The following is a 12,896-nucleotide window of genomic DNA, read 5'->3' as shown; positions in this document are numbered from 1 at the left end:
CCCACGCCTGAGCCGGCGGTCACGCCAGGACCGCGCGCCGAAATCCCGCCTTGTACGTCTCGGGGGTGAAGCGCGCGAGCGCCTCGGCGTGACCGGTCTCGGCCAGGCGGCCGGCCAGGGCGGGGTCGTCGAGCAGGCTCGAGACGGCTCGTGCGAGCGCGGCCGGGTCGCCGGGCTCGACGAGCAGTCCCGTGCGTCCGCTGTCGACGATCTCGGCCAGGCCCTGCGTGTCCGAGGCCACGAGCGGCCGACGGGCCAGCATGGCCTCGACGGCCGTGTTGCCGAACGGCTCGACCCGCGACGGGACGAGCACGACGTCCGACTCGGCCAGCACCGGCCAGGTCGGGTTGACGTAGCCCAGCAGCTCGACGTGTCCGGCGAGGTCGGGTCGAGCCGCGCGCTCGCGCAGCTCGGCCTCGAACCACTCGTAGCCCTCGAAGACGCTCCCGCACACGTGCAGGGACACGTCGTGGCCGTCCGCCCGCAGCCGCGCCACGGCCTCGAGCGCGACGTCGATGCCCTTGCGCGGTGACAGCCGCCCGACCAGGCCCAGACGGGCGGGCGCGCCCGCCGTCCTCGCCCGGGGCGCCGTCGGCGGCTCGGCAGGCCCGGGGACCCCGTTGTGCAGCACCGTGATCCGGCGTGACAGACGCGGCACGACGTCCGTCAGGGCCCGTGCCGCAGCGGCGCTGTTGGTGATCAGGCGGTGCGCCAGCAGGTTCGGCAGGGCCAGCGCCGTGAGGATCACTCGGTGACCCTCCTGCTCGGCCTCGTGCACGTGGCAGACCGTGCTCGTGCGGGTGAGGCGGCCGGCGAGCAGCCACCACGGGATCGTGACGGTGTTGACGACCGTCACGTCGGGACGGAAGGCGCGGTGTGCGCGCAGGATCGACGGCAGCGCCCGCGCGACGTGCCAGGCCAGCCGGGGCAGCCCCGTCGGGCTCAGGTACGCCTTGCGCAGGGCCGGGTAGGGCTGGACCCGCACCGTCGCGCCACGGGCGCGCAGCAGCGGGACGAGTGGGCCGTCCGCCGGAAGGACGACCTCGACCGTGTCGCCCGCCTCGGAGAGCGCCGACACCGACTCGAGCAGCTGCAGGTCGGACCCGTACACGTCGGCGGACGGATGGGCCATCAGGATGCGCCGGGGGCCGTCTGCGCCTCCGGTCATCCGTCGACCTTGCGTCGGCGGCCCGAGGCCTGGCCGCGGGTGGAGGCGCCGGCGGCGAGCCGCTCGGCCAGTGCGGCGTAGCCGCGAGCCACGGCGTCCCACGAGTAGCGCTCGGCGATGCGGTCGCGCGTGGCGGCGGCGCGCTCGACGGCGGCAGGCACGGCGTCCTCGAGGGCGGTGACGGCCGCGGCGACCTCGTCGGACGTCGTGAAGTACGGGTTGTCCGGGCCCAGCGTCTCGTGATTGAAGTCGACGTCGAACGCGATCACCGGCGACCCGGCGCCGATCGCCCGCAGCAACGACGGATTCGTGCCGCCGACCGAGTGCCCGTGCAGGTAGGACGCCGCATTGGCGTAGAGCGCGTCGAGGAGCTCCTGGTCCCACACGCCGCCGAGCAGTCGGATCCGGTCGTCGCCCTCGGTGGCCTGTTCGATCTGGGCCGTGTACTCGTTCGCGTAGGGCGCCGACCCGACGACGACCAGGGGCAGTGCGGCCGGCGACGAGCGGTATCCCCGCACGATCTCGAGCACGTGGTTCTCCGGCTCGAACCGGGCGACGACGAGGTGGTAGCCGCGCGCCGTGAGCCCCAACTCGTCGAGGCGGGCGGTGTGCGGGTCGTCGAGCAGGGGAGCGCCGTACACGAGCAGGTCCGTGCTCGCGCCGAACTCGTCGGTGTAGTAGTCGGCGATGCCCTGCGCGTCGGCGATCAGCGCATCGGCCCAGCGGACCGACAGCGACTCGGCCGTGCGGTAGTAGCGCCGGCCCGCCCCGCCCCATTTCGCGCGCTTCCACTCGAGGCCGTCGACGTGCACGGCGGTCGGCACGCGACGCAGCCGCAGGACGGGCAGGAAGACGGCGTTCGCCGCGTTGAACAGGAACGCGACGTCGTGGCGACGGCGGGAGAACAGCAGGTGCAGCACCGACAGGAACGTGTGGCTGAGCGTCTCGAGCGACTTCCTCCGCGCCGCGGGCAGGTGCACGAGCCGCATGCCCTCGTAGGTGTCGAGCTGCTCCTCGGCGCCCCGGCAGTACACCGTGACCTCGTGGCCGTCGGCCGCCATCCGGCGCCCGATCTCCTCGATCGCGGTCTCGAAGCCGCCGTAGTGGGCAGGTACGCCGCGAGTGCCCAGCATGACGATGCGCATCAGGACGTCCCGGCGTCGAGGGCGCGCAGCTCACGCCACCACTTGACGAGCGCGAGCGCCAGCATCGCGGCGCAGGCGACGAAGACGAGCGTCCAGGCGATCCGGAAGCCGACCTGCCAGCCCAGCAGCACGAAGACCCAGCACTGGAAGCCGTAGTCGGCCGGCAGGATCAGGTAGCGGCGCAGCGGGTTCTCATGGACCGTGGGCGCCGGCTCGGTCGAGGAGGCCGCCGGGCGCAGCGTCGGCATGAGGATGAGCCCGAAGTACGTCGCCGCGGCGACGAGGGTGAAGCCCAGCGGGACCAGCAGCCAGGCGTCGGACGGCAGGTCGAAGAACCGGAACCAGCTGATCAGGACCGCGAGATGCAGGCCCAGTGTCTTGAAGCAGTCGATCGTGTGGTCGAGCCACTCACCGGACTTCGACCCTCCGCCGCGCAGTCGGGCGAGCTGGCCGTCGACGGAGTCCATGACGTAGCCCGCCGCCAGCAGGACGGCGACGATGACACCCGACCACCACGTCGGCCGCACGAGCGCGAGCACCGCGATGCCGCTGCCCGAGAGCAGCGCGCTGACCACCGTCGCCTGGTTCGGCGTGAGGGCCATCGTGTTCATCCAGGCCGCCACGATCCGGCCCGCCGGTCGGTTGAGATGGCGCGAGTAGGCGGCCGTCCCGCGAGCCGGCTTCTGCGCGGCCCGCAGCGCTGACAGGCCTGTCCTGAAGTCCATCCGAGTCGTCTCCGTCACCGTGCCTCCGCTCGCATCACGCACGTCGCGGGTCAGCCTAGTGGACTCGGACACCCGCTGTCCGGCAACGGAACCAGCGTGAATCCGACGTGACGAACCCGGCGAATGCAGGGAAAGCGGCCCCGGGATGAGGGAGGTGAACGTAACGTGACGCAGTGACCGAAACCGCGACGACACCTCAGCGCGAGCGCCGGCGGCACCCGCTGCGCACCGTCGCTCTCGTGCTGCTCGGTCTCGTCGTCCTGCTGGCCGCCGGCGGGTGGATCGCCCAGTCGAGACTCACCGGTCAGGTGCAACACCTCGAGGGTGCGCTGCCGGCCGAGAGCACCCCACGACCCGAGCCGGGCCCCACCGACGCGATGAACATCCTGCTGCTCGGCAGCGACAAGCGCGCCGACGGCTCGGTCGCCGGCCAGCGCAGCGACACGATGATGCTCGTCAACATCGCCGCCGACCGGAAGTCCGTGTCCCTCGTCTCGATCCCGCGCGACTCGTGGGTCGACGTGCCGGGACACGGCACGGCCAAGATCAACGCGGCCTTCTCGTGGGGCGGTCCCGCACTGGCGGTCCACACCGTCGAGGAGCTGACCGACGTGCGCATCGACCACGTCGCGGTGATCGACTGGGAGGGCTTCAAGGACCTCACCGATGCGCTCGGCGGCGTCGACATCACGATCCCCGAGGACACCCACGACTCCGCGCGCGACAAGGACTGGACCGCCGGCACGCACCACATGGACGGCACGGAGGCGCTGCTCTACGTCCGCCAGCGCTACGGACTGGCCGGAGGCGACTTCGACCGGGTCAAGCGCCAGCAGAACTTCCTGCGCGCCCTGATGTCCGAGTCGCTCTCGGGCGGCACGCTGGCCAATCCCGTCCGGCTCTACCGGGCCCTCGACGCCGTGACCTCGAACCTGGCGGTCGACGAGGGTCTGACCGCCGGGGGCATGCGGTCGCTCGCGCTGTCGTTGCGCTCCGTGCGCGCCGGGAACGTCCACTTCACGACGATCCCCGTCTCCGGGACCGGGATGGAGGGCGCGCAGAGCGTCGTCTACGTCGACCGCGAGCAGGCCCACGGACTGTGGGACGCCTTCGCCGACGACAAGGTCGCGCACTGGATCACCGCGAACCACGTCGACCTGCCCGCCACCGTCGACTGAGCGCTGTCGGGCCTCGCCCGTAGTCTTGAGCGGTCATGGTCCAACCGCATCTGACGGCCGCCGTCGCGGCCGAGCCCCACGTCGCCGCCCTCGTCTCCGCGCTGCGTTCCGGCGCGCCCACGGCGGAACTGAGTGCTCCGGCCGCCCTCAACCCGTTCGTCGTCGCGACCCTCGCCTCCGAGGACGCGGTCGTCGTGGCGGTCACCGCCACCGCGCGCGAGGCCGACGACCTCGCGGACGCGGTCGGCGCGCTCGTCGGCCCCGAGCACGTGGCCCTGTTCCCGGCGTGGGAGACGCTGCCGCACGAGCGCCTGTCGCCGCGTTCCGACACGGTGGGCCGGCGCCTCGCGGTGCTGCGCCAGCTCGTGCACGGTGGCGCCCAGCGGCCCCGGGTCGTCGTGGCCCCCGTGCGTTCGATCCTGCAGCCGCAGGTGAAGGGTCTGGCCGACATCACGCCGGTCGAGCTGGTCTCCGGCCAGGAGGTCGACCTCGACGACGTGGTCCGCCGTCTCGCCGACGCCGCGTACACCCGGGTCGACCTCGTCGAGCGGCGTGGCGAGTTCGCCGTCCGCGGCGGCATCGTCGACGTCTTCCCGCCCACCGAGGACCATCCGCTGCGGGTCGAGTTCTGGGGCGACACGGTCGACGACATCCGTCGCTTCGCCGTCGCCGACCAGCGCACGCTCGAGCCCGTCGAACGGGTGTGGGCGCCGCCGTGCCGCGAGCTGCTGCTGACCGACGAGGTCCGCGCGGCCGCCGCGCGGTACGCCGCGTCCCACCCCTCGCTGGCCGAGCTGTTCACGAAGCTGTCCGAGGGTCATGCGGTCGAGGGGATGGAGTCGCTCGCACCCGTCCTCGCGGGGGAGATGGAACTGCTCGTCGACCTGCTCCCGCCCGGATCGACGATCGTCACGACCGACCCCGAGCGGGTCCGTGCGCGCGCCACCGACCTGTTCGCGACGAGCGAGGAGTTCCTCGCCGCGTCGTGGGCGGCCGCGGCCGGAGGCGGCGAGAGTCCGATCGACCTCGGCTCGGCCGGCTTCCACGAGCTCGACGACGTGCGCGCCCACGTCGCCGCGATCGGCCTGGGCTGGGCTGGCATCTCGCCCTTCGCGATCGACGAGGCCCACGTCGTCGGCGCCGAGCCCGCCCCCGAGTACCGCGGCGACACCGATGCCGCCCTGGTCGACGTGCAGCGCTGGCGCGCCGAGAACCGTCACGTCGTGCTGGTCGCGCCGGCCCACGGCCAGGCCCAGCGCACGGTGGAGTGGCTGGCCGAGCACGACGTCCCGGCGCTCATCGTCGACGAGGCCGACGGCTCCGACGGGGCCGAGCGCAGCGTCGTGCAGGTGATCTGCGCCGACCTCGCCCACGGCTTCGTGTCCGACGCCCTCGGGCTCGCGCTGGTCACCCGCGACGACCTCGTGGGCCAGCGTGCCGCCGAGCGGCCCACGAAGTCCATGCCCGTGCGCCGGCGTCGCCAGATCGATCCGCTCGAGCTCAAGCCCGGCGATCCCGTCGTGCACGAGCAGCACGGCGTCGCGCGCTACGTCGAGCTGGTCAACCGCGTCGTCCACGGCGCCGCCCGCGAGTACCTCGTGCTCGAGTACGCCCCGAGCAAGCGCGGCCAGCCGCCGGACCGGCTGTTCGTGCCGATGGACCAGCTCGACCAGGTCAGTCGGTACGTCGGCGGCGAGTCGCCCACGCTCGACCGGCTCGGCGGTGGCGACTGGAACAACCGCAAGGCTCGCGCGCGCAAGGCGGTCCGGCAGATCGCCGACGAGCTCATCAAGCTCTACGCCGCCCGCCAGTCGACGAAGGGCTACGCCTTCGGCCCCGACACCCCGTGGCAGGCCGAGCTCGAGGACGCCTTCGCGCACGTCGAGACGCCCGACCAGCTGGCCACGATCGACGAGGTCAAGCGCGACATGGAACGCACCGTGCCGATGGACCGGCTCGTGTGCGGCGACGTCGGCTACGGCAAGACCGAGATCGCCGTGCGCGCCGCCTTCAAGGCGATCCAGGACGGCAAGCAGGTCGTGCTGCTGGTCCCCACGACCCTGCTCGTCCAGCAGCACTACGCCACGTTCGCCGAGCGGTTCGGGCAGTTCCCGGTCACGATCCGCCCGCTCTCGAGGTTCCAGACCGAGAAGGAGTCGAAGGCCACCCTCGAGGGTCTGGCCGACGGCTCGGTCGACCTCGTGATCGGCACCCACCGGCTGCTGCAGCCGGGCATCCGGATGAAGGACCTCGGCCTCGTGATCGTCGACGAGGAGCAGCGGTTCGGCGTCGAGCACAAGGAGGCGCTCAAGCACCTGCGCGCCGCCGTCGACGTGCTGAGCATGTCCGCGACGCCGATCCCGCGCACGCTCGAGATGGCCGTCACGGGCATCCGCGAGATGAGCACGATCGCCACGCCGCCGGAGGAGCGACACCCGGTCCTGTCCTTCGTGGGCGCCTACGACGACCTGCAGGTCACCGCCGCCATCCGCCGCGAGCTGCTCCGCGAGGGCCAGGTCTTCTACCTGCACAACCGCGTGCAGAGCATGGACAAGGCCGCCGCTCGGATCCGCGAGCTCGTGCCCGAGGCGCGGGTCGCCGTCGCCCACGGCCAGATGGGCGAGCACCGGCTCGAGGAGATCATGGTCGACTTCTGGGAGAAGCGCTTCGACGTGCTCGTGTGCACGACGATCGTCGAGTCGGGCCTGGACGTCTCGAACGCCAACACGATGATCATCGAGCGCGCCGACACCCTCGGCCTGTCCCAGCTGCACCAGCTGCGCGGCCGCGTCGGCCGTGGTCGCGAGCGGGCCTACGCCTACTTCCTCTACCCGCCGGACAAGCCGCTCACCGAGACCGCCCACGACCGGCTCGCCACGATCGCGCAGCACTCCGAGCTCGGCGGCGGCATGGCCGTCGCGATGAAGGACCTCGAGATCCGCGGCGCCGGCAACCTGCTCGGCGGCGAGCAGTCCGGTCACATCGCCGACGTCGGCTTCGACCTGTACATCCGGCTCGTCGGCGAGGCGGTCGCGGAGTTCCGCGGCGACGCCGCGCCCGAGAAGGAGGTCAAGCTCGAGCTGGCCGTCGAGGCGCACCTGCCGCACGACTACGTGCCGAGCGAGCGGCTGCGGCTCGAGATGTACAAGCGGCTCGCCGACGTGCGGGCCACCGGCGACATCGCCGAGCTGCGGGCCGAGCTGCTCGACCGCTACGGTCCGCTGCCGGAGTCGGTCGAGGCGCTGCTCGACGTCGCGGTGCTGCGGATCAAGGTCCGCGCCGCCGGACTGACCGAGGTCACGTCGGCCGGATCCAACCTGCGATTCGCCCCGGTCGACCTGCTGGAGTCGGCGAAGCTGCGCATCGCGCGGATCTACCCCAAGAGCCTCCACAAGGAGGCCGTCAAGGTCCTGCTCGTGCCCGCGCCGCGCGAGTCCGGCATCGGTGGCAAGCCGTTGCGCGGCCGCGAACTGCTCGACTGGGTGGGTCGTGTCGTGGACACGATCGTCGGGTAGCCGGGTCGGGTCGGAGCGGGATCGGCGCCGAGTACTCTGGCGCCATGTCGAAGTCGCGTCTCGTCGTCATGGGTGCCTGCGCCCTGCTGCTCGCCGCCTGCGGCCCGGTCGACCCGGGCTCTGCCGCCGTCGTGGAGGGCACCCGGATCTCGATGACCGACGCGGACGACCTCGCCGACACGTACTGCCTCGTGTCGCTCGTCGACGGCCAGCAGAGTGGCACGACCGAGGTGGACAACGTGGCCCTGCGGCGGCAGGCGGTCGCCGACCTCGTGGCCGGGACGATCGCCGACACGGTCGCCGAGGAGCGTGGGTACGACGTCACGGTGCCGGCGCTGTCGGCCACCGACAAGACCCAGATCGAGCAGCTCTTCGGGGACGACACCCCGGCGGTCCTCCAGCTCGTCGACCGCAACCAGCGCACGAATGCCATCGCGACGCAGATGGCCAAGGACGCCGGCACCCCCGCGACCGACCAGGACACGTTGCTGCAGGCCGGTCACACGCTGCTCTCCCAGGCGACCGCCGACCTGGACATCAGCATCGACCCGCGGTTCGGCCTCTCCGAGACCGTCCAGCAGATCGCCGAGACCGGCTCGCTGTCGGTGCCCGAGGTCTCGCTGAGCGACACCGCTGCCGAGGACCGGCCGCGGGCCCTCAAGTGCACCAAGTGACATGAGCCGCGGGCGTGAGTAGCGAGTTCGACCGTCTCGTCGAGGTCATGCGACGGCTGCGTGCCGAGTGCCCGTGGACGCGTGAGCAGACCCACGCATCGCTGCGCCGCTACGTCGTCGAGGAGGCCTACGAGACGGCTGAGGCGATCGACCTGCAGGACCCCGACCACCTCCGCGAGGAGCTCGGCGACCTGTTGATGCAGGTCGTGATCCATGCGTCGATCGCGGAGTCCGACGCCGAGGGCTGGACGACCGACGACGTCGTCCGGGGGATCGCCGACAAGCTCGTGCACCGCAACCCGCACGTCTTCGGCGATGTCGAGGTGACCTCGGCCGAGGAGGTCGACGCGAACTGGCAGCGCCTCAAGGCCGAGCAGAAGCAGCGCACGCACGCGCTCGAGGGGATTCCCGCCGACCTGCCGGCGCTGATGGCGGCGGAGAAGGTGCTGCGACGCGTCGATCGTCCCGTCGACGGCGACGACCTCGGCGCGCGCCTGCTGAGGCTCGTCGACGAGGCCCGGGCCGCGGGCGTCGACCCCGAGGCGGAGCTGCGCGCGGCCACCCGCCGGCACGCCGACGGCTGACGCGGGACGCGTCGCTTCGCGATCTCGTCATTCAGATGGTGACCTGACCGGAGTCGTGACATGCTTGAAACAGTCTCGGGATTGCAAGGGGTTTCATCGTGTTCCATCGGTCGCACCACGTTCGTGTTCGTGGATCCGCATCGATCTCGACGAGGAACGCGCGATGACCGGGCGGATCGCCTTCGGCTTCCTGGTGCTGGTCCAGTTCTGCGTGATCCTGGTCGGCGTGTGGGCCATGCCCGGTGACCTCCCCGGGACGTTCCGCGGCGAGTGGGGCACGACCCTGACCGCCGGCGCAGGCCTGGTCAGCCTGTTCGTGCTCGCGCCCGCGCTGTACTGGCTCTTCGTCCGCCTCCAGGCCGAGCGGCTGGAAGAGCTCGAGGACGTGTCGGAAGAGCCGATGCTGCAGAGCCACGGGTCGCACGGGCGCTGAGCCCGGCGCACGCACGCTGGCGCCGGTCGGTCTCAGACCACGGTGATCTGCGGCGCGAACAGCGCCATCACGTCGAGTGCCTTCTGGTGCGACTCGGGCGTCGAGCCGCCGCAGGCCGAGCCCACGACCCGCACGGCCGCCCCCGCGTCGGCGGCGGCGAGTGCGGTCGAGATGACGCAGCAGTCGGTCGCCACGCCCGTCAGGATGAGGTCCGGCGCCGGTCCGGTGACCGCCTCCAGGGCCGGCCACTTGCCGAACGTGGTCGCATCGACCGTGCCGTCCTGCGCGAGATCGGCCAGTGCGGGCACGACCTCGAACAGCGGATCGTCGGGGGACTGGTCGGCGAACGGCCACGTCTCGAAGTAGGCCCTCCACGAGCCCGCGCGTGCGGACTCCGCCGCCGGGAGCCAGCGCGTGACGATCGTGCGGTGCTGGCCGGCCAACGTCCGGATCGGCTCGACGATGTCGTCGAACATGGGCGAGCCCCAGGCCGAGTCCGGTGAGGCGAACACTCGCTGCGGATCGATGATGACGAGCCACGGCTCGGCCATCAGGCCTCCTGGCGTCGCACCGTGGCGCGCTGGAAGATCAGCGTGGACACGAACCCGATGGCGAAGGCCAGCAGGACGCCGAGGTTCGCGTAGGCCCAATTGCCCTCCCAGAACTCCTCTGCCGCGTTCCACGTGCCCAGGCCGAGCGGCTCGAGCAGGTAGCCCTGCCAGTTGTTCCAGCTGGCGTCGGCCGCGAAGTTGTTGACGACCAGCCCCCAGCCGACGACGGTGGCGATCGCCATCGTGATGATCGCGCCCCAGTTGACCGCACCGTAGCGGCCCGAGGAGTCGAACAGCGCCGCCTCGTCGTAGTCGCGGTGCCGCAGGGCGATGTCGCCGATCATGATGCCGGCCCATGCGGCGATCGGGACGCCGAGCGTGATCAGGAAGCTCTGGAACGGCGCGAGGAACGACTCGGCGAAGAACACGACGTAGATCGTGCCGAGCGTCAGGATCACGCCGTCGACGAACGCCGCCGTCGGTCGCGGGATCTTGACCCCCAGGCTCAGCAGGGTCAGCCCCGAGGAGTAGATGCCCAGCACCGCTCCGCTGACCAGCGCCAGCACCGACGCGACCAGGAACGGGACGAGGAACCACGTGGGCAGCACGGTGGCGAGCGTCCCGATCGGGTCGTTGACGATTCCGGCGGACAGCTCAGCGGACGAGCCGGACAGCAGGATGCCGTAGAGGACGAGCACGACGGGTGCGAGCGCACCGGCGATCGTGTTCCACAGCACGATCTGCCCGCCCGGGGCCGACCGGCTCTGGTAGCGCGACCAGTCGGCGGCGATGTTGATCCAGCCGAAGCCGAAGCCCGTCATGACCATGACGAAGGCGCCGATCACGGCCTGGGTCGAGCCGTCCGGGATGGCCGTGACGGCGTCGAAGTCGATCTCGTCGAGGGTCAGCAGGATGTACCCGATCGTGACGATCCCGGTGAGCCACGTCAGGACCGACTGCATGCGCATGATGATGTGGTAGCCGGCCACGGACGCGGCGACGATGAGGGCGGCGATCACGATCATCGCGACGACCTTGACGGCGTCGCCGCTGCTCCAGCCCAGCTCGCGGAACACGGTGGCCGTCGCGAGCGTGGCCATGATCGCCAGGAAGGTCTCCCAACCGATCGAGATGAGCCAGCTGAAGACGCCGGGGACCTTCTGGCCGACGACGCCGAACGGCGCGCGCGACAGGATCATCGTGGGCGCCGAGCCGCGCTTGCCCGCGATCGCGACCACGCCGCACGCCGCGAACGACACCACGATGCCGAGCACCGCCACGAGCGTCGCCTGCCACAGCGAGATCCCGAAGCCGAGCACGTAGCTGCCGTACGAGATGCCGAACACCGACACGTTCGCCGCGAACCACGGCCAGAACAGGTCGGACGGCTTCGCGGTCCGCTCGCTCTCGTCGATGATCTCGATTCCCGTGACCTCGATGCCCGCGCGGCGCACCGCATCGAGTCCCTCGTCGGGTCGTGTGGTCATGAGTGCCTCCCAGCTCGATCCCCTCAGCACAGCGTGGCACGGCGCATGGGCGCCTGCCAGCAGCCGGCGGCGAGGCGGGTCGTCGTGCCGTCGGCACGGGGCTAGGCTGGGGAACGCTCGACCCCCTTCCCAAGACCTTCCACACCGAGGAGCCTGCCGTGGCCATCATCGACGACGTCGCCGCACGCGAAATCCTGGACTCCCGAGGCAACCCGACCGTCGAGGTCGAGGTCGTGCTCGACGACGGCACGCTGGGCCGCGCGGCGGTGCCCTCCGGCGCCTCCACCGGCCAGTTCGAGGCCGTCGAGCTGCGTGACGGCGGCGACCGCTACGGCGGCAAGGGCGTGCTCAAGGCCGTCGAGGCGGTCAACGGCCCGCTCGTCGAGGCCCTCGTGGGCTTCGACGCCGACGACCAGCGCGCCATCGACGAGGCGATGATCGACCTCGACGGCACCGACAACAAGGGCAAGTTCGGCGCGAACGCGATCCTGGGCGTCTCGCTCGCGGTCGCCCAGGCCGCCGCGGAGTCCGCCGGTCTGCCGCTGTTCCGCTACGTCGGTGGTCCCAACGCGCACGTCCTGCCCGTGCCGATGATGAACATCGTCAACGGCGGTGCGCACGCTGACTCCAACGTCGACGTGCAGGAGTTCATGATCGCCCCGATCGGCGCCGACTCGTTCGCCGAGGCGCTGCGCCAGGGCGCCGAGGTCTACCACGCGCTCAAGGGCGTCCTGCACGACGAGGGCCTCGCGACCGGCCTGGGCGACGAGGGCGGCTTCGCGCCGAACCTGACGTCCAACCGCGCCGCGCTCGACCTGATCCTGCGGGCCGTCGAGAAGGCCGGCCTCAAGCCCGGTGAGGACATCGCGCTGGCGATGGACGTGGCGGCCAGCGAGTTCCACTCCGACGGCGTGTACACCTTCGAGGGCGTCGCCAAGTCGTCCGACGAGATGATCGCCTACTTCGAGGAGCTCGTCGCGGCGTACCCGATCGTCTCGATCGAGGACCCGCTCGACGAGGAGGACTGGGCCGGTTGGTCCGCCTTCACCGCGGCCGTGGGCGACAAGGTCCAGATCGTCGGCGACGACCTGTTCGTCACGAACGTCACGCGGCTCTCGCGCGGCATCGCCGAGAAGGCCGGCAACGCGATGCTCGTGAAGGTCAACCAGATCGGCTCGCTGTCGGAGACCCTCGACGCCGTCGAGCTGGCGCACCGGGCCGGCTTCCACAACATGATGAGCCACCGGTCCGGCGAGACCGAGGACGTCACGATCGCCGACCTCGCGGTCGCCACGAACTGTGGCCAGATCAAGACCGGCGCCCCGGCCCGCTCCGACCGCGTCGCGAAGTACAACCAGCTGCTGCGCATCGAGGAGCTGCTCGGCCCGGCCGCCAGCTACGCCGGTGCCGGGACGTTCCCGCGGTTCTCCTGACCC

General features: G+C 71.4%; 11 protein-coding genes. 6 read left to right on the top strand and 5 right to left on the bottom strand.

Annotation, left to right across the window (positions count from 1 at the left end; genetic code table 11):
* Positions 1 to 19: 19 nt before the first annotated feature.
* The 3 genes from ACT26F_RS10130 to ACT26F_RS10120 are packed head-to-tail and all read right to left on the bottom strand — an operon-like array spanning position 20 to position 3,038.
* Positions 20 to 1,168, bottom strand: a complete 1,149-nt coding sequence (locus ACT26F_RS10130; protein ID WP_471670406.1) for a glycosyltransferase family 4 protein — start codon at positions 1,166 to 1,168, stop codon at positions 20 to 22.
* On the bottom strand, positions 1,165 to 2,313 hold the full coding sequence (locus tag ACT26F_RS10125; protein WP_471670405.1) for a DUF1972 domain-containing protein: 1,149 nt from the start codon (positions 2,311 to 2,313) through the stop codon (positions 1,165 to 1,167). Before ACT26F_RS10125 ends, ACT26F_RS10130 begins: the two co-directional genes overlap by 4 nt.
* Entirely contained in the window at positions 2,313 to 3,038 is a 726-nt protein-coding gene (locus ACT26F_RS10120; protein WP_471670404.1) for a CDP-alcohol phosphatidyltransferase family protein, read from the bottom strand. The genes ACT26F_RS10125 and ACT26F_RS10120 overlap by 1 nt, the downstream gene beginning before the upstream one ends.
* 173 nt (positions 3,039 to 3,211) lie before the next feature.
* On the opposite strand from ACT26F_RS10120, the gene ACT26F_RS10115 reads away from it, so the two are divergent.
* From ACT26F_RS10115 to ACT26F_RS10095, 5 genes are all read left to right on the top strand, one after another.
* Positions 3,212 to 4,216: an LCP family protein gene (locus ACT26F_RS10115; RefSeq protein ID WP_471670403.1), complete on the top strand. Its 1,005-nt coding sequence runs from the start codon at positions 3,212 to 3,214 to the stop codon at positions 4,214 to 4,216.
* Positions 4,217 to 4,251: 35 nt separating this feature from the next.
* A complete protein-coding gene (mfd, locus tag ACT26F_RS10110; RefSeq protein ID WP_471670402.1) occupies positions 4,252 to 7,731 on the top strand; it encodes a transcription-repair coupling factor in 3,480 nt (1,159 codons plus the stop codon).
* Between the two features lie 44 nt (positions 7,732 to 7,775).
* Positions 7,776 to 8,405 carry a hypothetical protein gene (locus ACT26F_RS10105; protein WP_471670401.1) on the top strand — a complete coding sequence of 210 codons (630 nt, stop codon included), beginning with the start codon at positions 7,776 to 7,778 and terminating at the stop codon, positions 8,403 to 8,405.
* Between the two features lie 14 nt (positions 8,406 to 8,419).
* Positions 8,420 to 8,989, top strand: a complete 570-nt coding sequence (locus ACT26F_RS10100; protein WP_471670400.1) for a MazG family protein — start codon at positions 8,420 to 8,422, stop codon at positions 8,987 to 8,989.
* Between the two features lie 163 nt (positions 8,990 to 9,152).
* Positions 9,153 to 9,422 (top strand): hypothetical protein, encoded by a 270-nt coding sequence (locus ACT26F_RS10095; RefSeq protein WP_471670399.1) that lies wholly within the window; start codon positions 9,153 to 9,155, stop codon positions 9,420 to 9,422.
* 32 nt (positions 9,423 to 9,454) lie between these two features.
* Here the strand turns inward: ACT26F_RS10095 and ACT26F_RS10090 are convergent, their stop codons facing one another.
* Complete coding sequence (locus tag ACT26F_RS10090; protein ID WP_471670398.1) at positions 9,455 to 9,973, bottom strand: cysteine hydrolase family protein; 519 nt, start codon at positions 9,971 to 9,973, stop codon at positions 9,455 to 9,457.
* On the bottom strand, positions 9,973 to 11,460 hold the full coding sequence (locus tag ACT26F_RS10085; protein WP_471670397.1) for a purine-cytosine permease family protein: 1,488 nt from the start codon (positions 11,458 to 11,460) through the stop codon (positions 9,973 to 9,975). The genes ACT26F_RS10090 and ACT26F_RS10085 overlap by 1 nt, the downstream gene beginning before the upstream one ends.
* A gap of 158 nt (positions 11,461 to 11,618) precedes the next feature.
* Between ACT26F_RS10085 and eno the strand changes: the two genes are divergently transcribed.
* Positions 11,619 to 12,893, top strand: a complete 1,275-nt coding sequence (eno, locus tag ACT26F_RS10080) for a phosphopyruvate hydratase (protein WP_471670396.1) — start codon at positions 11,619 to 11,621, stop codon at positions 12,891 to 12,893.
* Positions 12,894 to 12,896 lie beyond the last annotated feature (3 nt).

The sequence above is a fragment of the Aeromicrobium sp. SP1 genome (assembly GCF_055663785.1).
This window is presented reverse-complemented; position numbering and strand designations above follow the sequence as displayed.